This is a genomic window from Microbacterium sp. 22179 (assembly GCF_052045715.1).
Lineage (GTDB): Bacteria > Actinomycetota > Actinomycetes > Actinomycetales > Microbacteriaceae > Microbacterium > Microbacterium galbinum.
Map to the genome: position 1 here is coordinate 39,318 of NZ_JBQEPJ010000009.1, position 25,649 is coordinate 64,966.

At 68.9% G+C, this 25,649-nt stretch carries 21 protein-coding genes; 2 read left to right on the top strand and 19 right to left on the bottom strand.

The genetic code is table 11. The features are described 5' to 3' along the window. Positions 1-6: 6 nt before the first annotated feature. From guaA to ACTJKK_RS15990, 8 genes are all read right to left on the bottom strand, one after another. Entirely contained in the window at positions 7-1,593 is a 1,587-nt protein-coding gene (guaA, locus tag ACTJKK_RS15955; protein ID WP_247623156.1) for a glutamine-hydrolyzing GMP synthase, read from the bottom strand. Next, a complete protein-coding gene (locus ACTJKK_RS15960) occupies positions 1,590-2,102 on the bottom strand; it encodes a DUF3817 domain-containing protein (RefSeq protein ID WP_247623157.1) in 513 nt (170 codons plus the stop codon). Before ACTJKK_RS15960 ends, guaA begins: the two co-directional genes overlap by 4 nt. 64 nt (positions 2,103-2,166) lie before the next feature. Beyond that, positions 2,167-3,147: a class I mannose-6-phosphate isomerase gene (locus ACTJKK_RS15965; RefSeq protein WP_440748696.1), complete on the bottom strand. Its 981-nt coding sequence runs from the start codon at positions 3,145-3,147 to the stop codon at positions 2,167-2,169. Next, the gene (locus ACTJKK_RS15970) at positions 3,144-4,418 is read right to left on the bottom strand and encodes an ADP-dependent glucokinase/phosphofructokinase (protein WP_440748697.1); all 1,275 of its coding nucleotides are present in this window, start codon (positions 4,416-4,418) and stop codon (positions 3,144-3,146) included. The genes ACTJKK_RS15965 and ACTJKK_RS15970 overlap by 4 nt, the downstream gene beginning before the upstream one ends. Positions 4,419-4,453: 35 nt before the next feature. After that, positions 4,454-5,317: a ketose-bisphosphate aldolase gene (locus tag ACTJKK_RS15975; RefSeq protein WP_247623160.1), complete on the bottom strand. Its 864-nt coding sequence runs from the start codon at positions 5,315-5,317 to the stop codon at positions 4,454-4,456. A gap of 49 nt (positions 5,318-5,366) precedes the next feature. After that, a complete protein-coding gene (locus ACTJKK_RS15980) occupies positions 5,367-6,212 on the bottom strand; it encodes a carbohydrate ABC transporter permease (protein WP_440748698.1) in 846 nt (281 codons plus the stop codon). A gap of 2 nt (positions 6,213-6,214) precedes the next feature. Continuing rightward, positions 6,215-7,138: a carbohydrate ABC transporter permease gene (locus ACTJKK_RS15985; protein ID WP_247623162.1), complete on the bottom strand. Its 924-nt coding sequence runs from the start codon at positions 7,136-7,138 to the stop codon at positions 6,215-6,217. A gap of 82 nt (positions 7,139-7,220) precedes the next feature. Continuing rightward, positions 7,221-8,519, bottom strand: a complete 1,299-nt coding sequence (locus tag ACTJKK_RS15990; RefSeq protein ID WP_440748699.1) for an ABC transporter substrate-binding protein — start codon at positions 8,517-8,519, stop codon at positions 7,221-7,223. 232 nt (positions 8,520-8,751) lie between these two features. On the opposite strand from ACTJKK_RS15990, the gene ACTJKK_RS15995 reads away from it, so the two are divergent. Next, entirely contained in the window at positions 8,752-9,558 is an 807-nt protein-coding gene (locus ACTJKK_RS15995) for a DeoR/GlpR family DNA-binding transcription regulator (RefSeq protein ID WP_440748700.1), read from the top strand. A gap of 60 nt (positions 9,559-9,618) precedes the next feature. On the opposite strand, the gene ACTJKK_RS16000 is transcribed toward ACTJKK_RS15995, so the two are convergent. From ACTJKK_RS16000 to ACTJKK_RS16010, 3 genes are all read right to left on the bottom strand, one after another. Further along, positions 9,619-13,872, bottom strand: a complete 4,254-nt coding sequence (locus ACTJKK_RS16000; protein WP_440748701.1) for an ExeM/NucH family extracellular endonuclease — start codon at positions 13,870-13,872, stop codon at positions 9,619-9,621. 199 nt (positions 13,873-14,071) lie between these two features. Beyond that, positions 14,072-14,824 carry an SURF1 family protein gene (locus ACTJKK_RS16005; protein ID WP_440748740.1) on the bottom strand — a complete coding sequence of 251 codons (753 nt, stop codon included), beginning with the start codon at positions 14,822-14,824 and terminating at the stop codon, positions 14,072-14,074. 59 nt (positions 14,825-14,883) lie between these two features. Next, positions 14,884-15,999 (bottom strand): GuaB3 family IMP dehydrogenase-related protein, encoded by a 1,116-nt coding sequence (locus tag ACTJKK_RS16010; protein WP_440748741.1) that lies wholly within the window; start codon positions 15,997-15,999, stop codon positions 14,884-14,886. A 38-nt stretch (positions 16,000-16,037) separates the two neighbouring features. Here ACTJKK_RS16010 and ACTJKK_RS16015 point away from each other — a divergent pair, with 38 nt between their 5' ends. Continuing rightward, entirely contained in the window at positions 16,038-17,168 is a 1,131-nt protein-coding gene (locus ACTJKK_RS16015) for an FAD-dependent oxidoreductase (protein WP_440748702.1), read from the top strand. Between the two features lie 63 nt (positions 17,169-17,231). On the opposite strand, the gene ACTJKK_RS16020 is transcribed toward ACTJKK_RS16015, so the two are convergent. From ACTJKK_RS16020 to guaB, 8 genes are all read right to left on the bottom strand, one after another. Beyond that, positions 17,232-19,031, bottom strand: coding sequence for a sensor histidine kinase (locus ACTJKK_RS16020; RefSeq protein ID WP_440748703.1), 1,800 nt, complete (start codon positions 19,029-19,031; stop codon positions 17,232-17,234). Further along, a complete protein-coding gene (locus tag ACTJKK_RS16025) occupies positions 19,028-19,375 on the bottom strand; it encodes a response regulator (RefSeq protein ID WP_440748704.1) in 348 nt (115 codons plus the stop codon). The genes ACTJKK_RS16020 and ACTJKK_RS16025 overlap by 4 nt, the downstream gene beginning before the upstream one ends. Beyond that, positions 19,372-19,515, bottom strand: a complete 144-nt coding sequence (locus ACTJKK_RS16030) for a hypothetical protein (protein WP_247632743.1) — start codon at positions 19,513-19,515, stop codon at positions 19,372-19,374. Before ACTJKK_RS16030 ends, ACTJKK_RS16025 begins: the two co-directional genes overlap by 4 nt. After that, positions 19,512-21,002: a glycosyltransferase family 2 protein gene (locus ACTJKK_RS16035; RefSeq protein ID WP_404597510.1), complete on the bottom strand. Its 1,491-nt coding sequence runs from the start codon at positions 21,000-21,002 to the stop codon at positions 19,512-19,514. Before ACTJKK_RS16035 ends, ACTJKK_RS16030 begins: the two co-directional genes overlap by 4 nt. Further along, on the bottom strand, positions 20,999-21,712 hold the full coding sequence (locus tag ACTJKK_RS16040; protein ID WP_440748705.1) for a PHP domain-containing protein: 714 nt from the start codon (positions 21,710-21,712) through the stop codon (positions 20,999-21,001). Before ACTJKK_RS16040 ends, ACTJKK_RS16035 begins: the two co-directional genes overlap by 4 nt. Then, complete coding sequence (locus tag ACTJKK_RS16045) at positions 21,709-22,695, bottom strand: ATP-grasp domain-containing protein (protein WP_440748706.1); 987 nt, start codon at positions 22,693-22,695, stop codon at positions 21,709-21,711. The genes ACTJKK_RS16040 and ACTJKK_RS16045 overlap by 4 nt, the downstream gene beginning before the upstream one ends. A 1-nt stretch (position 22,696) precedes the next feature. Then, positions 22,697-23,740, bottom strand: coding sequence for a response regulator (locus tag ACTJKK_RS16050; protein ID WP_440748707.1), 1,044 nt, complete (start codon positions 23,738-23,740; stop codon positions 22,697-22,699). Between the two features lie 200 nt (positions 23,741-23,940). Further along, positions 23,941-25,443, bottom strand: coding sequence for an IMP dehydrogenase (guaB, locus tag ACTJKK_RS16055; protein ID WP_440748708.1), 1,503 nt, complete (start codon positions 25,441-25,443; stop codon positions 23,941-23,943). Positions 25,444-25,649 lie beyond the last annotated feature (206 nt).

Consider the following 25,649-nt stretch of genomic DNA (forward strand, 5'->3'; position numbering starts at 1 on the left):
TCTCCCCTACTCCCACTCGATCGTCCCCGGCGGCTTCGAGGTCACGTCGAGCACGACGCGGTTGACGTCGCGCACGCCGTTGGTGATGCGGTTCGAGATCTTGGAGAGCACGTCGTAGGGCAGGCGCGTCCAGTCGGCCGTCATCGCGTCTTCGCTCGACACGGGACGCAGCACGATCGGATGGCCGTAGGTGCGGCCGTCGCCCTGCACACCCACCGAGCGCACGTCGGCGAGGAGCACGACGGGGCACTGCCAGATCTCCTGGTCGAGCCCGGCCTTGGTGAGCTCCTCACGGGCGATGGCGTCGGCCTCGCGGAGGATCTCCAGACGGTCGGCCGTGACCTCGCCGATGATGCGGATGCCGAGGCCGGGGCCGGGGAACGGCTGTCGCCCGACGATCGCCTCGGGGATGCCGAGCTCGCGCCCGATCGCCCGGACCTCGTCCTTGAACAGCGCGCGCAGCGGCTCGATCAGCTCGAAGTCGAGGTCGTCGGGCAGACCGCCCACGTTGTGGTGCGACTTGATGTTCGCCGTGCCCGCACCGCCGCCGGACTCGACGACGTCGGGGTAGAGCGTGCCCTGCACGAGGAACTTGACCGGGGCGCCGCCGGAGGCCTTCGCCTCGGCGACCAGGTCGAGCTGCACCTTCTCGAACGCGCGGATGAACTCGCGTCCGATGATCTTGCGCTTCTCCTCCGGGTCGGTGACACCCTTCAGGTGGCCGAGGAAGGTGTCGGCGGCGTCGACCGTGATCAGACGCACGCCGGTGGACTCGACGTAGTCCTTCTCGACCTGCTCGCGCTCGCCCTTGCGGAGGAGCCCGTGGTCGACGAACACGGCGGTGAGCTGGTCGCCGATCGCCTTGTGCACGAGCGCGGTGGAGACCGCGGAGTCGACACCGCCGGAGAGCGCCGAGATGACGCGGGCGTCGCCCACCTGCTCGCGGATGCGCTCGATCTGCTCGGCGATCACGTTCCCGCTGTTCCAGTCGGACGCGAGGCCCGCACCCTTGTGCAGGAAGTTCTCGAGCACGCGCTGGCCGTGATCGGAGTGCTTGACCTCCGGGTGCCACTGCACGCCGTAGAAGCCGCGGTCCTCGTTCGCGAACGCCGCGACCTTGGTCGCGTCCGTCGTCGCGAGCACGTCGAAGCCCTCGGGAGCACGCGCGACCTGGTCGCCGTGACTCATCCACACGTTCTGCTCGACGGGCTGGCCGCCGAGCAGCGTTCCGCCGTCACCCGTGATGACGGCATCCGTCGCCCCGTACTCGCGCAGGCCGGTGTTCGCGACCTCGCCGCCCAGGGTCTGTGCCATGTACTGGAAGCCGTAGCAGATGCCGAGCGTCGGCACGCCGAGGTCGAACACCGCGGGGTCGAGGCGCGGCGCTCCCTCCTCGTACACCGACGAGGGCCCCCCGGAGAGGATGATCGCGACCGGGTTCTTGGCGGCGATCTCGGCGGCGGTCGCGGTGTGCGGCACGATCTCGCTGTAGACGCCGGCCTCGCGCACGCGGCGGGCGATCAGCTGCGCGTACTGCGCGCCGAAGTCGACGACGAGCGCGGGGCGCTGCTGGGTCTCGGACTGTTCGGTCAACGGGCACCTTCCGGGGCGGGAGCGGAGACCTCTGAGGCCTCTCGGGTGGCGAGGTAGGTCTTGACTTCACGGGCCACGATGGCCTCCATGAAGAACGACAGCAGCGGGATCACGCCGCCGAGGGCGAGCAGGATGAAACGCGGGAACGGCCAGCGCATCAGGCTCCACATGCGGAAGCACGCGAAGAGGTACACGACGTAGAACCAGCCGTGCGCGACGAGGATCGCCAGCGACACGTTGAAGCCGTCGCCGAGCGAGGTCATCTCGCACGAGTTCGTCCAGGGGGCGAACAGCGACCACCACTCGCAGTCGGCGCCGGCGAGCACGCCGGCGAACCAGAGCGGTCCGCCCGACCCTCCGAGGAACAGTTCGAGGTGGATCGGCGTGTACTTCAGCACCATCTCGGTCAGCAGCAGGAGCAGCATGACTCCGGTGATGATCGACGCGATCTGGTAGAACTTCAGCGCACCGCGGATCGCCGGAAAGCTGGCGACTTTCGGTTCGGGCATGCGTCCAGTCTAGTCGGCGCGCCGCACCGCTCGATTCGGCGCGGATGGCCCGCGCCCGACGCCCTCACGGTGCGGGCGGCCGGGCGACCAGCGCTTCGCCGTGACCCGTCAGCGCGCGCTCGGATGCAGCGGCGGGCACGAGCACCGTCGACCCCGCGGGGAACGCCTGCCCGTCCAGGGCGAACTCGCCATCGACCGCGACGACGATCGCGAACCCGGGATCGAGCACCACGGGCCCTCCGTCGAGCGGAACCCGATCGAGGCGGAAGTACTCGTCGGCGGCGGCCGGGAACGCCGATCCCGATCGCGGCGCCGTGCGGACGAGGGCGTCGAGCTGTGCCCGGTCACGTCCGGCGCGGTTCACCGCCGTCAGGGCCAGATCGAACCCGAGACCCAGATGCCCCTCGCCGGGGCCGTCGATCGCGAACCCCTCCCACTCGAGCAGGATCGAGAGATCCTCGGGCTGCTGCAGTTCGAGCAGAAGGACACCCGCGCCGATCGCGTGCAGCTCTCCCGGCGGCACCCACACCACATCGCCGGGCCCGACCTCGATCGCGTGCAGCAGACCGAGGAGCGCGGCGACGTCCTGGCGGGCGACCAGATCGGCGAGAGCATCGGCCGTCACGTCCTCCCGCAGGCCGACGTGCACCGTCCCGCCCTCGAGGATGTACCAGGCCTCGGCTTTGCCGTGCGCGCGGCCGAGATGCCCGGCCGCGAAGTCGTCGTGCGGATGCGCATGCACCGGCAACCGCTCCCCCGCATCGAGCAGCTTGACGAGCAGGCGCGCGTCGTCACCCCAACGGCGGACGTGCTCCTCCCCCAGCCAGGCGATCGGGTCCTCGGCGATCGCCTCGCGCAGCAGCCGCCCGTCGGGCAGGGTGCTGAGGCCGAGGGTCTCCTCGCCGCGGACCGTCGTCACCGATCCGATCCAGTCCTCGGGTTCACGGGGCGCGGACCCCGGATCGCCGCGGAACGCGCGGAGGCGCTCTCCGCCGCGGTAGAAGCGCTCGGCCGGTCGGTTGGGGGCGAGGGCGATCGGGTTCATCGGGCAGCTCCGTTCACATCGGCGTGCGCGGCATCCGCGTCGGCGTGCGCGGCATCCGCGTCGGCATGCGCAGCATCCGCATCGGCGTGCGCAGCCAGGAACCCGCCGACGAAGGTATCGCCGAGACCGATCGTCGTCGGCTCCGCGATATCGAGGGCGAAGGCCGGCACGCCGACCGCTCCGGGGATGCCGCGCTCGACGGCGGCGACGAGCTCGGTGCCGCGTCGGCTCCGCGCCATCGCGGCCGTCTCCTCGGCATCCGACGACGAGAATCCGTCGCCGAGCCGGTAACGCGTCGCCGCGACCCGGACAGCGCTCTCGAGTGCTGCCCGGTGGCGCGCGGCATCCGATCCGACGGCGATCGCCCAGTGCCGGGTGTGCACGACGAGGGCGGGGGCGGGGATCAGCCGGGCGATCGCAGTGAGCGCGGCGATCACGTCGGCCGGATCGAGCAGATCGACGGATCGGCCCAGGTACTCCTGCAGTTCGTCCTCGTTCATGCCGTAGACATCGATGCGGGAGAGCAGCCGGTCGCGGACGGTGTGCGAGAAGGCCCGCGTGTAGAACCCCGCGTCCTCGTAGTACACCAGCGCGTCGTCGGGCAGCGACGCGAGCGCGACGAGCAGCTCGTCGAGCCGGCGCTCGAGCAGGTCGTGGTCCTGCATGGTGTTGAAGCCCGACACCAGGAAGAGTGATGCTCCGGCCAGGGCCGCGGGCAGATCGTCGGCGAGACGCATCTCGCGATTGGGCGGGTCGTTCGCGAAGATCAGCCGGTTCGCGCTCGGGGAGACGATGTCACCGTCGATCAGTCGCACGTGCGCCCCGACCGGGTACTGCACGATCAGGTGCGGATCGAGGGTGTCGCGGTCGGCCGACGACACGTACGAGACGCGCTCCGGCAGCAGACGGCGCACGTTGTCGTCGATGCTCACCAGATGCTGGACGCTCGGGATGCCGAGGCTGTCGAGCACGAGCCCCGCGCGCACCCCCGTGCCGCCGAGCGTCACGGCCACGTCGAAGTGCGCGGCGAAGCGCTCGATCACCTCGGAGGACTCGACGAAGCGCTCGGCCCCGGTCCCGGCTGCGACGAACGCGAGCACGGCCACCAGGAGCGAGCGCTCGTCGACGATCGACGCCGCGGCGGTCAGCTCGTGCCGCCGGATGCGATGCTCCCGGGCCAGCCGGCCGACGACGGCGGAGTCCCACCGCAGTTCGAAGTCGACCGTTCCGCCGAGCCCCAGCACGAGCCGACCGTCCACATCACGTGTCATCCGTCGATCGTCCTCCGCGTCGAGATCCGTGCCGGTCAGTACAGGTCGGCCTTGCCGTCCGCACCGAACAGTTCGATCTTCTCAGCCGCGGTCGCCTTCAGGGCGGCGATCGGCTCGGGCTGGATCGCGTTCGGCTCGCGCAGACGCTCGTCGGTGCCGAGGATCTCGCGCATGCGGTTGTGGTACGAGACCTTGATATCACTGGAGATGTTGATCTTGTTGATGCCCAGCTCGACGGCGCGACGCAGTTCGGAGTCCGGATTCGCCGATCCGCCGTGCAGCACGAGCGGGATGCCGACCGCGGCCTTGATCTCCTGGAGCAGGTCGTGGCGCAGCTCGGGGTTCTTCTCGGCGGGGTACAGCCCGTGCGAGGTGCCGATGGCGATCGCGAGGCTGTCGACGCCCGTCTCCTCGACGAAGCGCACGGCGTCGTCGACGTTCGTGTAGATGATCTCCGCAGCACCCGACTCGCCGTAGCTGTCGTTCGCGCCGATCGTGCCCAGCTCGCCCTCGACCTGGATGCCCACCGCGTGCGCGGCCTCGACGACCTTGCGCGTGAGCGCGACGTTCTCGTCGAACGGCAGCAGCGATGCGTCGATCATGACCGAGGTGAACCCGGCCTTGATCGCCGTGATCATCTGCTCGTAGCTGCCGCCGTGGTCCCAGTGGATCGCCACGGGGACGCTCGAGCGGTGCGCCCGGGAGTGCATCGCCGCGATCAGGTCGGTCGTGATGTGCGAGACCTCGTCCGGGTGGATCGCGATGATCACCGGCGCGTTCTTCTCCTCGCTGATGTCCATGACTCCGTTGAACATCGCCCAATCGCTGATGTTGAACGCCGGGATCGCGAAGTTGTGCGCGTTGGCGACGTCGAGGATGGATTTTCCGGTGTAGAGCACGTGTTTCTCCTGTTTTCGTGATGGTCGAGGGCCCCGGGCGGGGTGGCGGTCAGCTCTTCACCGAGCCGGCCGTGAGGCCGCTGATGAAGTAGCGCTGGAAGAAGAGGAAGAGGATGAGCACGGGGATGGACCCGAGCACGCTCATGGCCATGATCTGGTTCCACTCGTAGGAGTGCTGCCCCATCAGGAGTTGGATGCCGATGGGCACCGTGCGCATGTCGATCGTGCGTGTGAGCGTCAGCGCGAACAGGTACTCGTTCCACGCGATCATGAACGTGTAGATGCCCACCGACACGATGCCCGGCACCGAGATCGGCACGAGGATGCGCCACAGCGCCGTGAACGACCCCGCGCCGTCGACGCGGACGGCCTCGTCGAGCTCGCGCGGCAGGGTGTTGAAGTAGCCGGTCATCATGATGATCGCGTAGGGCAGCGTGAACACCATGTACGTGAGGATCAGCCCGGCGTAGGAGTTGTAGAGGCCGAGGCCGACCATCAGGCCGAAGTACGGGATCAGCAGCGTGATGGGCGGCACGGCCTGCACGCTCACGATCACCACGTTGAGGATGCGCTTGCCCCGGAAGTCGAAGCGGCTGAAGGCGTAGGCCGCCTGGATCGCGACGATCAGGGTGAGGATCGTGACCGACCCGGCAACGATGTAGCTGTTGAGGAAGAACCGCACCGTCTCGGCGTTCGTGAAGATCGCGATGTACGCGTCGAACGAGAAGGTGTTGGTGATGAGCCGCGGGGGCAGCTCGAAGATCTGGGTGTTGGACTTGAACGAGCTCGAGAGCATCCACAGCACGGGTCCGGCGGCGAAGACGGCTCCGATGATCAGTCCGATCATCAGCGAGCCCTTCGCGACGACGCGGCGGTTCTTGACGGTGAGCGCCATGATCAGTCCCTCGCTTTCTGGTGACGGACGTAGAACACGGCGAGCACCATCGACATCAGCAGCACGAGCACGGCCGAGGTGGCGGCGAGCGAGAAGTCGTACTTGGCGAAGGCGAGCTTGTAGGTGAAGGTGCTGAGCACCTCCGTGACGTCGATCGGGCCGCCGCCGGTGGTCATCCAGATGAGGGCGAACTGCTGCGAGGTCCAGATCAGGTCGAGCAGCACGAGGCTCACGATGATCGGTCGCAGCTGCGGGATCGTCACGTTCCAGAAGCGCTGCACGTTGCTGGCGCCGTCGACGGTGGCCGCCTCGTGCAGTTCGGCCGGGACGCCCTGGAGGCCGGCGAGCAGGCTGACCATGAAGAACGGGTACCCCGCCCAGATGTTGATGAAGATGATGGTGCCCAACGCCAGCTGCGGAGAGGCGAGCCATTCGATGTCGGTGTTGAGCAGGAAGTTGATCACGCCGTTCGGGGCGAGGAGCATGCGCCACAGCACCGCGATCACCGCGACCGTGAACAGCCACGGCAGAACGTAGAGGGCCCGGAACAGCGAGCGCGAGACCCGGCCGAGGAGCGGGCTGTTCAGCATCATCGCGAACGCGAGACCGAGCACCAGGTGCGCCAGCACGCTCGCGACCGTGAACAGGATCGTGTTGCCGGTGGCCTTCCAGAAGCGGGGGTCGGAGAGGACCTCGACGTAGTTGGCGATCCCGACGAACTCGGGCGACTTGTTCAGGATCACGTTGTCCTGGAACGAGTATCCGATCACCATCACGATCGGCACGATCATCAGGACGAACAGCAGGATGATCGTCGGCGAGAGGAAGGCGTACGACTCGGTGGTCTTGCGCAGTTGCCGTCGGCGCCGCGAGTGCGGCACCCCGGTGACGATCACCTCGGTGTCGTCGGTCGTTCTCAGGCTCATGAGGTGCGGGCTCCTAGGTTGGTCGGGTGCCGCACCGCATCATCGGCGATGCGGCACCCCGTTCAGGCGGGAGGCGAGGAGCTCAGAACTCCGCTTCCCAGGACGTCTGCGCCGCCTTGAGCGCATCGGGGATCGACTGCTGCCCGTCGAGTGCGGACTGCAGCTGCTCGCCGAACTGGCGCATCAGCTCTTCCGCCACCGGCAGCCCGGTGAACTCGTTGGCGGGGTAGCCGGCCTGGTAGATGTCGAACGCGGTCTTGAACAGCTCGTCGTCGTTCACGAAGTCGGGAACCGAGGTCGAGTTGCCGGGGAAGGCCTTCGCCATCGTCGACAGAGTCGAGTTGGTCTCCTGGCTCATGAGGAACTCAACGAGCTTGAACGCCGCCTCCTTGTGCTCGGAGTTCTCGGCCACGCCGATGCCCCACGAGGCGTAGGGGATGCCGCGTTCGCCCTCGTATCCGTCCTCGGCGGGGATCGCCGAGATCGAGAACTCGAGGTCGGGGTTCGTCTCGCGGATGAGGTTGATGTGCGCGAGCGAGTCGATCATCATGCCGGCCCGGCCGTTCGTGAACTCCTCGACCTTGTCCTGCTCCTTCATCGTGAACGAACCGGAGGCGATCACGCCCGCGTCCCACAGCTCGCCGATGTACTCGACCGCGGAGGTCACGTCGTCGTTGGTGAGATCGGGCTGACCGTCCTTCAGCATCGAGCCGCCGGATGCCCAGACCCACGACATGACGTCGTTCTGCACACCGTTCGGCGCTTCGAGGGAGAGCGGGAGGACCCACCCGGAGACGTCGCCCCCGAGGGCGGAGACCTTCTCCGCGGCATCCGCGAACTCGCTGCGGGTGGCGGGCGGAGCGTCGACACCGGCCTCGGCGAGGAGCGCGTCGTTCGTGAACATCGGATACACGAAATTGACGACCGGGATCATGTACGTGCTGCCGTCGACCTGGATCTGGCTGGCGAGCTCGCTGTCGTCGTAGTCGTACTCCTCCATCAACGCGCTGAGGTCGGCGATGACTCCCTGCGAGGCGAAGTCGTTGACCCACGCGCCGTCGAGACCGACGACATCGGGCATGGTGCCGGACGCGGCTCCCGCGAACAGCTGCTCCTTGGTGGAGGCGTACGGCCCGCTCACGAGATCGACCGTGATCCCGGGGTTCGCCGTTTCGAACTCATCGATGAGGGCGCGGAACTCGCCGTCGGGCAGTTCCGGCTCCCACCACTGGGCGAACTCGATCGTCACGTCGCCGCCGTCTCCACCGCTGTCGCCGCCGGTGCTGGGCGCGCAGCCCGCCACCGCCAGAAGGGTCACGGCCGCCGCGGCGGCTCCGACGATGTTCCGGGTGCGTCGCTGCCCCAGTCGCACTGTGCTCATCACTTCTCCTCTTCGAGATCGTGCCGCATCACGCGCTTCAATGCTTGTTCATGCGGTTTTGAGCCATGTTATGCCCGGATTTGCCGCGGCGTCAAGCGTCAACCTGGAGATGTCGTTACAGATTTCCGCGACCGGGGGCGAATATTCCACGGATAATCAGCCATGCACTCGATATGCCGTTTTCTGCACAAGTCTGCGGTGTTCGTCGCTTTCGTGTGCTAGAGATATCTGCATGGAAACATCCGCACCGGCACATCGTCGTCGCCTCCCCGCGGGCAGGAAGGCCGATCTCGCCAGCTACGTCGAGCAGACGGGGCAGGTCACGGTCGGCGATCTCGCCGAGCATTTCGGCGTCTCGATCGACACGATCCGTCGCGATCTCGATCAACTCGACCGCGAGGGCGTGCTCGTGCGCACCCACGGCGGTGCCGTGAGTTCCGCGACCGGGCCGCTCAAGGACCGCGCCCTCGACGTGCGCATGCGCGTGCAGACCGAGGAGAAGGAACGCATCGCCCGCATCGCCGCCGGTCTGATCGAGGACGGCTCGGTGGTGATGCTGAACGCCGGAACGACGACGTTGGCGGTCGCTCGCGCGCTTCGCAATCATCAGGATCTGACGATCGCGACGAACAACCTGCGGATCCCCGCCGAGCTCGCCCCCACCGCGTTCCGCGACCTGTACGTGTTCGGCGGTGCGGTGCGCTCGATCACCCAGGCGACGACCGGACCCGTGACGTTCACGATGACCCCCGGTGGCTCGGAGGTCGACATCCGTTGCGACCTCGCGCTGATCGGCGTCGGGGCCGTCGACGAGGGCGGGTACTCGGCCTCGAACCTCGGCGACGCCGCGATGATGTCCGAGATGATGCAGCGCGCCGAGCGCACCGCGATCCTGGCCGACTCCTCGAAGATCGGGCGCCGGTTCTTCGCGCAGATCGCGCAGCTCGACCGCGCCGACTACCTGATCACGGATGCCCCGCCACCCCCGCACATCGCCGCAGCCCTCGCGCAGGCCGACGTGCAGGTTCTCACCCCCTGATGACGACGGAGGCCGCCGGGATCGCTCCCGGCGGCCTCCGCTTCGATCAGCGAGGTGGGGTCACCACCATCCGCCGATCAGATCGAGGATCCAATCGATGATGCCTCCGATGATCCCGCCGATCGTGCTCGCCTTCTTGACGGTGACGGATGCCGTGGCCTCGTCTCCGTCCGACTGCGACACCGCGACGGTGTAATCGCCGGCCTTGGTGTTCTTCGGAACCGTCACCGAGCCGTCGAACGAGCCGTCGCCCGCGACCTGGATCGTGCCGACCTCGATCGGCGCGCCCTTCTTCGGTCGCAACTGCACGGTCACCGTCTCGCCCGGTGCGTAACCCTCACCGGTGATCTGCAGCTTCTTGCCTGCCGTCACCTTCGAGGAGCCGAGGTCGATCGTGCCGGCGAACTCCGCCTCACCCGTGATCGTGAACGGCACCTGCACCGTCGTGCCCGTCGTGGGGACCGACACGGTGAGCGCCTGCTCACCGGTCACTCCCGCGGGGACGGTGAAGGTGAGCGTCGCACGTCCGGCCTCGTCGGTCGTGTCGACGATCGCCGGGTCGATCGCACCCGCGGCGAGCTGGGTGTCGCCCAGCGAGAGCGTCACCTCGCCCGGTGCCGGCTCTCCCGCGCTGAACGCGAGCGACGAGAGCGCGACGGTCACCTGATCGCCCGCGCTGTACCCGTCGGCATCCGCCGGGCTGACCGTGACGCCGACGGCGCGCTGCGCCTGATCGGGCGTCGCGGTGCCGTTCGCGTCGAACCAGTCGACCATCGACTGCAGATCGATCTTGCCGGTGTCGCGCTTGCCGGTGCCCTCTCGGAAGGTGACGAAGTTGTCGCCGCCCGCCGCGAGGAACGAGTTCGCCGCGACGGTGTACTCGGCCGCCGGGTCGATCGGGGTTCCGTCGAGCGTGATCGAGGTGATCCGCGCTCCCTGCGCCGCCGTGGGGTCGTACGTGTAGACGAGCCCCTCCGAGACGCCGAGCTTCAGGAACGGACGCGCCGCGCCCGCGGGCTGCCACTGCTCTTCGAGCACGCCCTTGAGCTGCTCCCCCGTCAGGGTGAGCGTCACGAGCGTGTTGGCGAACGGTTGCACGTTCGCCGCCTCTCGATAGGTGACGTTGCCGTCGGGATCGGATGCCCCGCTCGACGCGTATGCGAGGTTCGCGCGCAGACCGCCGGGGTTCATCAGGGCGATGTCGGCATCCGTCGACCACTTCTGCACATCGGCGACGAAGTTGCCGATCGTCGACTCGCCACCGCGGTTCTCCGAACCGTTCGCCTGACGCGCCCGGTTGAAGTCCGCCGTGATCTGCCCGACCTCGACCGCACCGAGCACGTCGGCCTCGGCCTTCGCCTTCGCGACGATCTCGGCGACCTCGGGCACGGCCGGGTAGAGCGGCTGCCCGTTGGCGGTGAGCGGCTTGATCTCGTTGGTGATCGAGATCAGGTCCTTCGTGGTCGGGTCGACCTGGATGTTCATCAGCCCCAGGTTCTCGCCGTACTGCCCTGCCGAGACGACCGGACGGCCGTCGATGACGTGGTTGTAGGCGAGGTGGGTGTGAGCCGAGACGATCGCATCGACATCGTCGTCCACGCCGTAGACGATCTCCCCGAGCGGCGAGTCGGGCGTGACCGCCGCGACATCGGTGCTCTCGGCGCCCTCGTGCACGAGCAGGATGATGACGTCGGCCTCGCCGTTGGACTCGTCGCCGTCGCGCAGATCGTCGGCCACCGCGTTCACGGAGTCGGCGATGCTGCGCACCTCGAGGTCGGCGATCCCCTCCGGGGAGACCAGCGAGTCGAGATCCTCGGTGACGGCTCCGATGAAGCCGACCTTGACGCCGTCGAGCTCCTTGACCCAGGCGGGGGCCAGGGCGGGCTCGCCGGTCTCGGTCACGAACACGTTCGACGCGATGTACTCCCAGTCCGCGCGGTCCTGCACGCGGTCGCGCAGGTCCTCCCAGCCCTGGTCGAACTCGTGGTTGCCCGCCGAGCTCACATCGAGACCGGCCGCGTTGAGCGCGTCGATCGTGGGGTTGTCATCGTTGATGAACGAGGTGAACGTCGATGCACCGATCAGGTCTCCCGCTCCCGCGAAGATCGTGTTCGGGTTCTCGGAACGGAACTGCTGCACGGCTCCCGCGAGCACCGCGGCACCGGCGGCGGCGCCGTCGGCCTCGATGCGTCCGTGGAAGTCGTTCACCGTGACGACGTCGATGCTCACCGGCGGGATCTCCGAGGAGACGCCGACGATGATCGGGTCGTGGTCGCTCGACCGGTAGGGCGTACCCGCCTCGGTGGCGCCGAACGCGTAGCCGCGGTCGCTCCACTCGGGCGAGTTGATGCCCCAGACGCCGGCTCCGGTGATCGAGGAGGCGAGCGACGGCGACGCGATCACGTGGTCGAGCGAACCGAGCTCGCCGTCGAACGAGTAGGTGTACTGTCCGTCGGTCCTGTCGGCGACGAGATCGCTCCAGCCCGCCGACGTGAACACGTCGATCGGGTCTTCCTTGCCGTAGGCGTTGAAGTCGCCGATCAGCAGCAGGTCGCTGCTCCCGGTCGACTGCTCGAGGTCGCCGGCGAAGTCGAGGATCGCCTCGGCCTGCGCCACGCGGTCGGCGTTGAAGAAACCCTGACCGTCGGCCGGCTCGGCACCGGCGCCGGTGGGCGGGGACTTCGACTTGAGGTGGTTCGCAACGACCGTCACGACCCGTCCGTCGATGTCGAACGCCTGCGCGATCGGCTCACGGGCGTTGCCCCACACCGACTCGTCGGTCACGGTCGCACTGTCGCCGACCGGTGAAACGGCATCCTTCTTGTAGATGATCGCGTTGGTGATGTAGTCGGTCGTCGCCGCGTCGTTCAGGGCGTCGGGCGTCGGCACGAAGGCCCACACCTCGCTGCCCGCAGCGTCGTTGAGCCCGTCGACGAGGTCGGCGAGCGCCGTGTCGATCGGCTTGCCGAGCTTGACCGAGTTCTCGATCTCCATGAGCGAGACGATGTCGGCGTCGAGTCCGTTGATCGCCGCGACGATCTTGGACTTCTGGATCGCGAACTGCTCCGCATTCGCCGCGCCGCGCGCGTCGGGGTTCTCGCTCTTCAACGTCGTGAAGTAGTTGAAGACGTTGAACGACCCGACCTGCACGTCGCCGCCCACGTCCGGAGCGGTCTCGGGGCGCGGGTTGGTCTGCTCGAAGCCGACCTTGAGCTCGGCGGGCGAGGAGTCGTCGATCGGCACGGTCGGCTGCAGCCGCCAGTCGTCGAAGCCCCACTGCAGGATGTAGCCGGCGTCGCTGAAGTCGACGACGTCGCCGGTGCGCACGACCTGGTCGGTCGTGAAGTACGGCTGCTGGCCCGGGTGGTTGTTGTTGTTGACCTGGAGAGACCATGCGTCGTCGAGCAGGATGCGGTTCGCCCGATTGGCGGCCGCGATCGCGGCCGCATCATCACCCGGACGCGTCGTCTCGGTGCTCTTGACGTTGAGATCTTCCCCGGCGTTCAGCCACAGAGTGCCGAAGTTGTAGAGCTGGTGGCTCGACGCGAGACGGTAGGTACCGGCCGGGGCGACGAGCATGTTCTCGTACTGCTCGCGGTCGGCGCCCACGACGGTGTCGGGGAGAGGGGTCACCTCGGGCAGACCGGCATCGGCCGTGACGACCTCGACACCCGCGAGAGCCGTGGGCGAGATCTGGGTCTGGCCGAAGTACTCGCTCACGCGGCCCGTGACCGAGACGAGGTCGCCGATCTCGAGAGTCGGAGCGAGGGCGTTCAAGAAGACGAACACGCCGTCGGAGGCACCGGGCGTCGCGTCCTCGGCGCCGCCGGAGCCCTGCGTCTGGATCACGATGCCCTTGTAGCCACCGGTCCGGTAATCGGCGGTGACGATGCCCTCGACGGTGACGGTCTGACCGTTCACGGGAGAGACGTCGCCGGTGCCCTGCACCTCGGCGATCGTGTGGGTGGCCGGCGTGCTCGCGACCGCGGCATCCTCCGCGGGAACCGCCGGTGCTTCTTCGGGCGCGGGCGCCGCCGCGTCGTCCGCCTCGTCCTCGGCGGCCGGCGGCGTGAACGGGGCCTCCTCCGGTGCGGGGGATGCGGTGTCGTCCGGCGCGGGGGTCGCCGGAGCCTCGGTCTCGGTGCTCGACGATGTGGGGGCATCGACGGGCTCCTCGGCGAAGGCGGGGGCCGCGGCGAGCGACCCGAAGGTCAGCGCGACGGCCGTGGTCAGAGCGAGAGCGCCGGTGCGCCCCCGCTTCCGGAATTCTGACGAATCGACTCCCGTGCGGGCGTCGTCGTGGGGGGCTGACATGCGAACGGTCTCCTCGACATTGTGGATTTCGGTGACGTCGGGCCCTTGTGGGGCCTGTCGTGCGAGCGCCCGGAGCGTGTGTCCGGACGGGCGCATGTCTTCGACCCTACGGAGAGGGTCCGACATCCTCAATGGTGTTCGCCGTTTGGTCACCGACTGCTCACCGGCCGCGCACGGCCGCATTCCCGGGGTGCGCGTGTCAGGCGGACGCCGCGGCGGCGTCCTCGAATTCCTCGACCTCGCGCTCCCACGCGTCCTTCGCCAGGCGGTACCAGAGGTAGAAGGCGAAGCCCGCGAAGATCGCCCACTCGACGGCGTAGAACACGTTGAGCCAGTTGACCGGCGACATCTCGTTCGGCGCGGGCGAATCGATGTCGACGAGCCCGGCGGATGCCTCGATCGCGGCGAGATACGGCCGATACACGTCGAGCTGGTCGGTGTCGTGCCAGAAGCTGAGCAGTGCGGCCGTCGACATCCGGTTCATCCGGTCGGGCTCGTCGTGCGGCGGCGGGACCGGTCCCTCGTCGGAGATGATGCGGCCGGCGATCTCGACGGTGCCGCCGTCATCGGTGTTCAGTTCGTCGATCGCCGCGTCCGCGCTCTCGCGGTCGGGTGCCCATCCGATCGCGACGGCGATCGAGGTGCGCTCGGCGACGCGCAGCTGACCGGTCACCCAGTAGCCCTCGACCCCGTCGTTGTAGCGCTGCGAGACGACGAGGAAGTCGCCGGGCACCCAGGTGCCCGAGGTCTCGACCCGCTGACCGACGAGCGGCTCGGGAAGGTACTGCCCCGGTTCCACGACCTCATCGAGCTGTTGCACCTGCTCCGTCGCACCCGGCTCGGGCGGGTCGGTCTCGATCGCACGTTCGAGCTGCCACTGGCCGAGCCAGGCGAACACGCCGGCCACCAGCAGGCAGAACAGCAGCATGCCGATCCATCGCCCGCGCAGCATCACCTCACGGAGGGTCGGCGGGAACAGCGGGGCGGACGACACGGCGGTGATACGGGGGATCAGGCTTCGTACGGGGCGAGGACGACCTCGACCCGCTGGAACTCCTTGAGGTCGGAGTATCCGGTGGTCGCCATGGACTTGCGCAGCGCGCCGATGAGGTTCGCGGTGCCGTCGGCCACGGGAGCGGGGCCGTACAGGATCTCCTCGAGCGTGCCGATCCCTCCGACCTGCACGCGACGACCGCGCGGCAGCTTCGGGTGGTGGGCCTCGGGGCCCCAGTGGTAGCCGTGACCGGGCGCATCGGTGGCGCGGGCCAGCGCGACGCCGAGCATGACGGCATCCGCTCCCATCGCCAGTGCCTTCACGATGTCGCCGGAGGTGCCCACGCCGCCGTCGGCGATGACGTGCACGTAGCGTCCGCCCGACTCGTCGAGGTAGTCGCGACGCGCCGCGGCGACGTCGGAGACGGCGGTCGCCATCGGCGCGTGGATGCCGAGGGTCGCGCGCGTGGTCGACGCCGCTCCCCCGCCGAAGCCGACCAGCACACCGGCCGCGCCCGTGCGCATGAGGTGCAGCGCGGCCGTGTAGGTGGCTGCGCCGCCGACGATCACGGGCACGTCGAGGTCGTAGATGAACTTCTTGAGGTTGAGGGGCTCGATGTCGCTCGAGACATGCTCCGCCGACACCGTGGTGCCACGGATCACGAACAGGTCGACCCCGGCGGCGGCGACCGTGTCGTAGAACTCCTGGGTGCGCTGCGGCGTGAGCGAGCCGGCGACGGTGACGCCCGCCTCGCGGATCTCGGCGAGACGCTGCGTGATGAGCGCGGGCTTGATCGGCTCCGAGTACAGCTGCTGCATGCGCACGGTCGCCTGGGAGTCGCCGAGGCCGGCGATCTCGGCGAGCAGCGGCTCGGGGTTCTCGTACCGGGTCCACAGGCCCTCGAGGTCGAGCACGCCGAGGCCGCCGAGCTGCCCGAGCATGATCGCCGTCTGCGGGCTCACGACGGAATCCATCGGCGCCCCCAGCACGGGGATCCCGAAGCCGAAGGCGTCGATCGTCCAGGCGGTCGACACGTCCTCCGGGTTGCGCGTGCGCCGCGAGGGCACCACCGCGATGTCATCGAACGTGTACGCGCGACGCGCGCGCTTTCCTCGGCCGAGCTCGATCTCCATGGTCACCACTCCAGACTACCCGGGCGCGGAGGCGGTCGATGGCTGGGAGACTGGGAGCGACATCGGGAGGATGGATGGGAGCGGATGCCGCAGCGGTCGTCGTCGTGGGCGGCGGGGTCATGGGACTCGCCACCGCCTGGGAGCTCGCACGACGCGGGAAGCGTCCCGTCGTGCTGGAGCGATTCGCCCGCGGCCACCGCGAGGGGGCGTCGCACGGAGCCACGCGCAACTTCAACAACGCCTACGACGAGGAGCACTACCTCGACCTCCTCGTGCGTGCGCGGGAGGGCTGGGACTCGCTCGGCGACGTCGGCGGGGCTCCCCTGTTGCGGCTGCACGGCCTCGTCACGCACGGTGATGTCGACCTGCGGCGGATCCACGAGCGCCTGGCCGCGCGCGGCATCCCGGCCGAGGTGCTCTCCGCACGCGAGGCGACCCGCCGCTGGGCCGGCATGCGCTTCGACGACGACGCGCTGTGGTCGCCCGACGCCGGCGTCGTGCGGGCGTCCGCTGCCCTGATCGAGTTCGAGCGCCGCATCCTCGCCGCGGGCGGCGACGTGCGATGGAGCACGCCGGTCGCCGCGATCGACGACCGCGGGGAGGGCATCGACATCGCTCTCGCCGACGGCTCGCACCTGCGCGCCGAGACCGTGGTGGTCACGGTCGGCGCCTGGAGCCGGAACCTGGTCGGAGAGCTCGGACTCCCCCGCCTCACGGTCACCGAGGAGACGCCCGCGCACTTCGCGCCGGTCGATGACGCCGTCTGGCCGTCGTTCAACCACTACGTCGATGCGGCGGAGTACCCGGCGACCGTCTACGGCATGCCCACTCCCGGGGAGGGCGTGAAGGTCGGCTTCCACCGCGTGGGAGATGAAGTCGACCCCGACGCCCGCCCGCGCATCCCCACGCATCTCGACACTCTCGCCGGCTACGTGCGCGAGTGGATGCCGGGACTCGACGCGGCGAGCGCGGTGCCGATCAGCTGCACGTACACCTCGACCGACGACGGCGCGTTCGTCCTCGACCGACGCGGCCGGATCGTCGTCGGAGCGGGCTTCTCGGGCCACGGGTTCAAGTTCGCGACCGGGATCGGGGCGACGCTCGCGGACCTCGCGCTCGACGAGTCGGCGCGCGCCGCCGAGCCGTTCCGGCTCCCCCACGTGAGGTGAGAGGTCGGAACACGCCGCAGGACGGCATCCGCACGCGGCGAGTCGTGACCCCTCACCGGGATGTCAGACGTTGCGCAGGCCCTCGAGACGCAGCGCTTCCGTGCGCAGCTCGACCGGAAGAGTGAACCAGAACTCGGTTCCCTTCCCCACCTCGCTGCTCATGCTCATGGTCCCGCCGTGCGCCTGAACGATGGCGCGAGTGATCGTCAGCCCGAGCCCCACCCCGGGCACCGCGTTCCGGGTCGCCGTCGAGGCGCGGAAGAAGCGAGTGAACAGCATCCCCTGCTCTTCCTCCGGGATCCCGAAACCGGTGTCCTCGATGCAGATGCGCCCTTCGCCCTCGCGCATCTCCAAGCGTGCGGTGACGCGTCCGCCGCTCGGCGTGAACTTGATCGCGTTCGACAGGAGATTGTCGATCGCCTGACCGATTCGTCCGGCATCGACGAGGAGACGGATGGGTTCCGCCGGGATGTCGGAGAGGAGCTCCACGCCGTTCTTCTGGGCGTTCGGCCCGGACGACTCGACGGCGGATCGCACGAGAGCGGAGAGGTCGGTTTCCGCCTTCTCGAGCGGGAATCGGCCGGACTCCGCCTGCGCGGTGAAGAGCAGGTCGCCGACGAGGTTCAGAAGGCGCTTCGCGTTCCGCTCGATCACGGCCACGAAGTCCTGCTGGTCAGCGGTCAACGGTTGTTCCGGATCGTTCTGCAGCAGGTCGAGGAACCCGATGATCGCGCTCAACGGCGTGCGCAGTTCATGCGAGATCATGCCGACGAACTCGTCCTTGAGGCGTGCGACCTCGACGGCCTTGGTCTCGTCCGTGATGACGAGCAGATAGCCGCGCTGCGCGCCATCCGTCCCCTGGTACAGCGACAGCGTGAGACGTACCGGCACGATGGATCCGCCGGCGGTGGTCATGTCGACATCGGCTTCGACGGTGCGGCCCGCGTCGACTTCGTCGAGCAGGGCGCGCATCCCGGTCGGGTCGTCGAGCGACCGGGGAGTCGCCGGATCGGCGAAGAGGCCGAGTGCCGAGGGATCGAAGAAGCGATCGACGGTCACATCATCGAGCGCCTCGTCCACGGACAGACCGATGAGGCGCTCCGCTCCGGGATTCCAGGCGATCACGACGCCCTTGCGGTCGGTGGCGATCACCGCCTGAGCGGTGATCGAGCTCCACAGGCTGCTGAACGACTCCAGGAGGAACTGGTACTGCTTCTCGCTGGCCTGGAGCTGCTGGACCATCGAGAGGTTGGCCGAGAGCGCCGCCGTGCGCTCGACGACGAGCGCCTCCGCTTGGGCGGTGCGCAGACGCTGGAGGCGTGAGAGCTCGTTGACGATCGCCCCGGCCACCGCGAAGACGAGGGGGCTGATCACGCCGCGGAGCCAGGCGAGCTCGCCGGCTGCCGAGTCGAGCGCGATCGGCATCAGGAAAGCGATCGACGTCAGGACCCCGATCAGGAAGACCGGACGCAACCCCGGTGAGGCGGCGAGCCAGATCACCGGGAGCAGGACGAACGACGAGAACAGCGAGGCGGTTCCCCCTGTGCCGACACGCAGCACTCCGATGGCCAGGATGTCCACGGCGGGGATGAGGAGCACGATCCAGCCGTCGTGGACGCCCCGTGCCGCGAGTATCGCGGCGAGTGCGGTGACGAGCCCCACCAGAGCGATACCGACGATCGCCGCCGCCGGATTCGTGGCCTGGATACCGGGCACCGCGATCACGAGCAGCCCTGCGACGCCGACGGCGATGGCTGTGGGGCCCTGCTTCATGAGCGGTGTGGGGTCGTCGAAGTACCGCTGCCACCCGCGCTGCACAGGAGCGGGGGCGGCCGCCGTGCCCAAGGACTCGTAACGATTCATCGCTCGACTCCCGCGACGGCCCGGCGCAGGGCTGCCCCGCGCACGGGCTTGGGGAGCGCGGCATCCGCCGTCGGGTACGACGTCACGTCGAGCACGGAGCTGATCACGAGGAAGCACCGCGGGAACGTCTCCCGCACCAGGCGCGCGCACTCGGTGCCGGAGATCCCCGGGAGCAGCAGATCGAGCACCGCGAGCGAGGGGTCGATGTGCGGGAAGGCCGAGATCGCCGACTCGGCGTCACCGGCGGAGAACACGTCGAAGCCCTCGCGGTCGAGATGACGACGCAGCAGCGACATCTGGTCGAGGTCGTCCTCTACCACGAGGGCCAACGGGCGTGCGCTCATCGGAGGAACATCTCGCGGACGACGACGACCACCACGACGACGGCGATGGCGGCGAGAGCCTGCCAGACCAGCCGCTTCTCGGAGCGTGCGTCCTGCTCGATCTCCTCGGCCTCGGCCTGGGGTGTGGGCATCTCGGTCATGAGTCGACCCGTCCGACCTTCTCGGTCTTGATCCAAGAGGCGTCGGCGCGACGCCACTCCTTGATATAGGAATCCACGGTGATGGCGCACAGCAACGAGCCGTATCCGCAGATGTAGAGCAGGAGGCCGGCGAAGAACCGCCCGCCCGGCAGCTTCTCGACGGCCCGGGCGAGCCAGACGCCCAGCATCGAGATCGGGCCCCAGAGGTAGAAGACGAGGGCCCAGACGAAGAGGGTGTCGTCGTTCAGCGACCCGCCGAGGGCGAGCACGGCGTCTTCGAACGCCCAGGGGAACAGCGCGATGGCCATGAGGATGAGCGCGCCGAGGCCCGGGAACATGATGGCCTCGCGCCAGGAGTGCCGACCGATGCGCCCGTCGAGTTGCACGGAATAGAGCATCGAGAACAGATAGATGCACGCGGCCGCGATCCACATGAACCGGAAGACGAACTCCGCGATGTCGCTGTGGAAGATCAGCAGGATCACGAGCGCGGTCGCCGCGACCAGCATGAAGGCCGGCAGCAGCAGGATCGTGAACCATGCGAGCCCGAACGAGAAGCTGCCCAGCTGGTGATCGGGGCTCGGTCGGAACCACAGGTGCTTGTAGATCGACGTCAACTGCACGTTGCCGCGCGCCCACCGCAGACGCTGCTTCCAGAGCGCGTCGATCGTGCGCGGCTCCTCGGCCAGCACGACCGCGTACGGCTCGAACACCGCCCGCCGCCCCTTCAGCTGGCCCTCGAAGGTGGTCATGGTGTCTTCGGCGAGGGTGCCGGTCGGGATCCGTCCGCCGATCGCCTCGAGGTTCGCTCGCGAATGGAGCTGCGCCCCGCCCGCGAGGCACGCGATCGCCCCGAGCACGTTCTGGGTGCGTCGGGCGGAGAGCTGGCCGATGATGTACTCGACCCCGATGAACCGGGTGAGGTAGTTGCGATCGCGGCTGCCCTCGGCGATGTACGCGGTCACCGCGCCGACCTTCTCGTCGGCGAGGTGCCGGGTGAGCTTGCGCAGCGCGTCGCGGGCGAAGATGACGTCGGCGTCCATGATCAGCACGGCTTCGGTCCACGGGTCGGCGAGGGCGATGTCGAGTCCGTGATTCAGCGTGTGGGCCTTGCCCTGGCCGCCGACCTCGCGCCGCAGGTGCTCCACGCGTCCCGGGTGCTGCGCCGCCTTGGCCCGCACGATGTCGGGGGTGTCGTCGGTGGACGCGTCGTCCACGACGAAGATCCGGAGCCGCTCCTCCGGGTACTGCAGCTGCAGCAGCCGTTCGATCGCGGGCCCGATCACGAGCCCCTCGTTCCACGCGGGGATGATCACCGCGACGTTCGGGTGATGCGGGGCCGCCTTCCCGTAGTGGTTGCGGAACGCGTGCATCGGCAGCGAGAGGAACTGCAGCCCCGTGTTGATGACGGGCAGAGTGCCGACGAGGATGCAGAGGATGAGCACGATGACGATCGCCGTCTGCCACCATTCGAGCTGGTCGATCACGGCAGCGCCTCCGCTCCGAGCAGATCGCGCACGCGCGCGTACCGGCCCACGTCGCGGGCATCATGGCTGTCGGTGGAGGCCACCAGCTCCGCACCGGCGGCGCGGAGCGCGGCCAGCGACGCGGGCTCGGGGCATCCCCACTTCTCGTTGACCTCGACGAGCGTGCCCGTTCGGGCGGCGGCCTGCGCCCACGCCGTGAGGCGCTCCTCGCCCAGGTGGCTCTCGGCGAGACCGATCTTCGGCAGCAGCGAGAAGCAGTGGGCGAGCTGGTTGCCCGGGTGGCGTTCCATCGCGGCGATGACTCCGGCGACGAAGTCGTCGAGCACGTCCGTCGTCGCCCACCCGTCGGCGATGCGCTCGCGCACGGCGGTCGGGCCGAGGGGCCCGTCGACCCCGGGGAACTGGTGGTCGGCGATCAGGATGCGATCGATCCCCGCTGGCAGTTCGGGGATGTCGAGGGTGCCCGCGGTGTCGAGGATCTTGGCCTCGACCCCCGTGAGCACGGTCAGCCCCTCGGGCACGCGGAGGGCAGCGATCGCCGAGACGTACTCGGGCACCCAGGTGGTGTCGCGGCGCACGTGGTCGACGATGCGGAGGGTCTCGAGGCCCGCGACGACGGCGGCCGCGACGTTCTCCTCGGGCGTCGAGACGGCGTCGTCGGAGAAGGTGGAGTGGACGTGGTGATCGCCTCGGAGGAGGCCGATGCTCACGCTTCCTCCTGATGACCGGCGTGCTCCGACACGAGCACGTCATCGATCTCGACCACGATGTCCTCGAGGAAGCGCACCGAGGCGAGCTCCCGGAACGGAAGGCGCTCGGGCAGTTCCGCTCCCAGGAACAGGTCGACCACGAGCGAGGGGATGTCGACGCCCGCCGCGATCGTGAGCGGCAGCGCGCCGGGGAATCGCGGGTTGACCTCGAGCAGCACGGCGGCTCCGGTGCGGTCGCGGCGGAGCTGCACGTTGGCGACGCCCACCAGCCCGATCGCCCGGGCGATCTCGGCGGCGGTCTCCTCGAGCTCGGGATCGTGCACGGTGCGTCCGGCGATCGCGACGCCGGAGTCGACACGCGCGCGGGTGCGCGGCACCGCGGCGACGACCCTCCCCGCGGCATCGGCGATGACGTCGACCGAGTACTCCTCACCGGGCAGGAAGTCCTGCACGATCAGTCCCTCGTCGAGCGGGAGCGCGTCGAGCGCCGCCCGATCGGGCACCAGGCGGATGCCGCGGCTCCCCGCACCCTGGCGGGGCTTGGCGAAGACGGGGAACTCCCACTCGATCGCGAGCGCGTCGGGACCGGCCAGCACCGTGCGCGGTGCGCGTCCGGTGGGGGCGCACCGCTCGGCGAGGAGCAGCTTGTCGAGCGCGGTGTCGAGCGTGTCGGCCGAGGGCGCGGCGAGGACGGCGGGGGCGAGTTCCTCGCGTCGGCGGGCGAGCGTGATGAGTTCGACGTCGACGGTCGAGATCACGAGGTCGAGGCGGTCGTCGACCACCATCCGCGCGAGAGCCGGCACGAAGTCGTCGGCCTTGCCCGGCGGCACCAGACGCCGCTGCTCGGCGGGCACGAGGTAGAGACCTGCCGCCCAGCCGTCCATGTCGGCCGCGAAGACCGTCAGCTCCGGTCGGCGCAGCAGCGAGCGGATGACGGCGACGCCGGCGGGTCCGCCGGCTCCGGTCACGAGGACGCGGGCCATGTCAGCCCTCCTGTCGCGTGAGTTCATGGGCGCCGACGAAGGCCGCCGTCTCGCGGACGATCTCGAGCGGCTCGACGGCCACGCCGCCGCCGAAGCGCGACCAGTACCGAGCGGTCGCCCGCACGAACTCGGGCTCGAGGTAGGCGCGGCTCGCGGTCTGCGATCCGAAGCAGTCGAGCAGGCGAAGCTTCTGGTCGACGAAGCCGTCGATGCGCACGAAACGCGTGGGCCGGAAGTCGATCGTCGACGAGGGGCTCTGGTAGCAGGCGACCGTGCCGACGCGGCGGGTGGCGACCGTGGTCGCCCCGTTCACGGCGCGGTGATCCTGATGACGGTCGTGCGCGGAGTGCGTGTAGACGATCGTGGGCTGGATCTGCTCGACGACCTCTTCGATCAGGCGCACGGTCGACCCGCCACCGGAGATCTCCGTGTCGACCAGATCCTTGAGGAACAGGCGGGCGCCGATCAGCTCGGCGGCGGCCAGCGATTCGTTCTGACGGCTGTTGGCATCGCCCCCGCGCGCGCCTCGCGACAGGGTGAGGATGGTGATCTCGTCGCCCGCGGCGGCGTGCGCGGCGAGCACTCCCCCGACGCCGATCTCGACGTCGTCGGGATGGGCTCCGACCGCGAGCACGATCTCCTTGCGGCGGCCTTCCTCGCGACGGCGACGGCCCTCCTCGGCGAGGTTGCGCACGACCTCCACGAGACGCGCGTTGTCGAGCGGCTTGGTGAGGAACTCGTCGGCCTGGGCGCGGAGCGCCGAGACCGCGTACTCGACCGAGACGTGGGCGGTCATGACGACGACGGGCACCGCCGGCACCTTGCGACGCAACTCCGCCAGGAGCTCGAGTCCGTTCAGTCCGGGCATCTCGATGTCGGTGATGACGACGTCGGGGCGGATCTCGGCGACCTTCTCGACCGCGACGAGCCCGTCGGGGGCGAGGTCGACCACGCACCCGGCCCGTCGCTCGAGCACCGTCTTCACGAGCAGGGAGACGTCCTGGTCGTCATCGACGACGAGGACGCGGATGGCATCTACGGACAATTCGGCTCTCCTTGGGGAGATTCCCGACCGTTGGGGGCGGTATACCACCGATGCGTTCGCCACCGGAAGCACGCGGGAAAGGGCGAGCAGGTTCCTCACGATTGTGGCACACGCCTTCCGGCTGACGGCGCGCGACGCCACGCAGAGAAAGAGGGACGGATGCCGCGGCATCCGCCCCTCCCCTCATCCGCGCTAGCGGATCACTTCTTGTAGTTGGGCGCCTCCACGACGATCTGCACGTCGTGCGGGTGCGACTCCTTGAGCCCGGCCGAGGTGATGCGCACGAACTTTCCGCGAGTCTTGAGCTCTTCGATCGTGCGGGCGCCGACGTAGAACATCGACTGACGAAGTCCGCCGACGAGCTGGTACGCGACGGCGCCGAGCGGTCCGCGGTACGGGACCTGGCCCTCGATGCCCTCGGGGATGAGCTTGTCGTCGCTGGGGACGTCGGCCTGGAAGTAGCGGTCCTTGGAGTAGGAGGTCTGCTTGCCACGCGTCTGCATGGCACCGAGCGAACCCATGCCGCGGTACTGCTTGAACTGCTTCCCGGACTGGAACACGATCTCGCCCGGAGACTCGTCCGTGCCGGCGAGGAGCGATCCGAGCATCACGGCATCCGCGCCGGCGACGAGCGCCTTGGCGATGTCACCCGAGTACTGCAGCCCGCCGTCGGCGATCACCGGCACGCCCGCGGGGCGGGCGGCGAGGGAGGCTTCGTACACGGCGGTCACCTGCGGCACACCGACGCCGGCGACGACGCGGGTGGTGCAGATGGAGCCGGGGCCGACGCCGACCTTGACCGCGTCGACTCCCGCGTCGATGAGCGCCTGTGCACCCTCGCGGGTCGCGACGTTGCCGCCGATGATGTCGATATGCGCGAAGGACTCGTCGGCCTTGAGGCGCTTGACGAGATCGATGACACCCTGCGACTGGCCGTTGGCGGTGTCGACGACGAGCACGTCGACACCGGCGTCGCGCAGCGCCTCAGCGCGCTCCCACGCGTCGCCGAAGAAGCCGATCGCCGCACCGACGCGCAGGCGACCCTGGTCGTCCTTAGTGGCGAGGGGGTACTTCTCGCTCTTGTCGAAGTCCTTGATCGTGATGAGTCCGGCGAGCTTGCCGTCGGCGTCGATGAGGGGGAGCTTCTCGACGCGGTGCTTCGCGAAGAGGGCGATGACCTCGCCGGCGGCCACGCCGACGGATGCGGTGACGAGCCCCTCCGACGTCATGACGTCCTTCACGAGGGTCGACTGGCGCTCGAAGCCCGAGACGAACCGCATGTCGCGGTTCGTGATGATGCCGACCAGACGGCCGTCGCCGTCGACGACGGGCAGGCCCGAGATGCGGTACTGGGCGCACAGCGCGTCGACCTCTTCGACGGTCGCGTCGGGGGTCGTGGTGATCGGGTCGGTGATCATGCCCGACTCGCTGCGCTTGACGCGATCGACCTGCGACGCCTGGTCGGCGATCGACAGGTTGCGGTGCAGGATGCCGATGCCGCCCTCACGCGCCATCGCGATCGCCATGCGCGCCTCGGTGACGGTGTCCATCGCGCTGGAGAGAAGAGGAGTGGCGACCGAGATGCGACGCGTCACTCGCGAGGAGGTGTCGGCCTCGCTGGGGATGACATCCGTGTGCCCGGGAAGCAGCAGCACGTCGTCGTACGTCAGTCCGACGAAACCGAAGGGATCGTGCTGTTCCATGGATGCTCCTCCTGCGCGTGTCGCGCGACGCCGAGTTCGTGGGGCCGGCCGGATCCGGCCGGGAAACCGTATGAAGATTCTAAGCGGAGAGCGGCCGAGAACATTCCCGGGGCCGGGTACCGTGACGACCGCGATCGGCCCACCGGTGTATTGGTACCGCTCTCATTTCGATCAGATTAAAGGTGTAGGCGAAACGCAGATCGCCC

Coding starts and splice junctions, on each gene's coding strand:
- ACTJKK_RS16025 (WP_440748704.1), bottom strand. CDS start 19,375: ATGAGCGCACGCCCGTTGGCCCTCGTGGTAGAGGACGACCTCGACCAG.
- ACTJKK_RS15960 (WP_247623157.1), bottom strand. CDS start 2,102: ATGCCCGAACCGAAAGTCGCCAGCTTTCCGGCGATCCGCGGTGCGCTG.
- ACTJKK_RS15965 (WP_440748696.1), bottom strand. CDS start 3,147: ATGAACCCGATCGCCCTCGCCCCCAACCGACCGGCCGAGCGCTTCTAC.
- ACTJKK_RS16030 (WP_247632743.1), bottom strand. CDS start 19,515: ATGACCGAGATGCCCACACCCCAGGCCGAGGCCGAGGAGATCGAGCAG.
- ACTJKK_RS16015 (WP_440748702.1), top strand. CDS start 16,038: ATGGCTGGGAGACTGGGAGCGACATCGGGAGGATGGATGGGAGCGGAT.
- ACTJKK_RS16000 (WP_440748701.1), bottom strand. CDS start 13,872: ATGTCAGCCCCCCACGACGACGCCCGCACGGGAGTCGATTCGTCAGAA.
- ACTJKK_RS15980 (WP_440748698.1), bottom strand. CDS start 6,212: ATGGCGCTCACCGTCAAGAACCGCCGCGTCGTCGCGAAGGGCTCGCTG.
- ACTJKK_RS16005 (WP_440748740.1), bottom strand. CDS start 14,824: ATGCTGCGCGGGCGATGGATCGGCATGCTGCTGTTCTGCCTGCTGGTG.
- ACTJKK_RS15985 (WP_247623162.1), bottom strand. CDS start 7,138: ATGAGCCTGAGAACGACCGACGACACCGAGGTGATCGTCACCGGGGTG.
- ACTJKK_RS16020 (WP_440748703.1), bottom strand. CDS start 19,031: ATGAATCGTTACGAGTCCTTGGGCACGGCGGCCGCCCCCGCTCCTGTG.
- ACTJKK_RS16010 (WP_440748741.1), bottom strand. CDS start 15,999: ATGGAGATCGAGCTCGGCCGAGGAAAGCGCGCGCGTCGCGCGTACACG.
- ACTJKK_RS15970 (WP_440748697.1), bottom strand. CDS start 4,418: ATGACACGTGATGTGGACGGTCGGCTCGTGCTGGGGCTCGGCGGAACG.
- guaB (WP_440748708.1), bottom strand. CDS start 25,443: ATGGAACAGCACGATCCCTTCGGTTTCGTCGGACTGACGTACGACGAC.
- ACTJKK_RS15990 (WP_440748699.1), bottom strand. CDS start 8,519: ATGAGCACAGTGCGACTGGGGCAGCGACGCACCCGGAACATCGTCGGA.
- ACTJKK_RS16045 (WP_440748706.1), bottom strand. CDS start 22,695: ATGGCCCGCGTCCTCGTGACCGGAGCCGGCGGACCCGCCGGCGTCGCC.
- ACTJKK_RS15995 (WP_440748700.1), top strand. CDS start 8,752: ATGGAAACATCCGCACCGGCACATCGTCGTCGCCTCCCCGCGGGCAGG.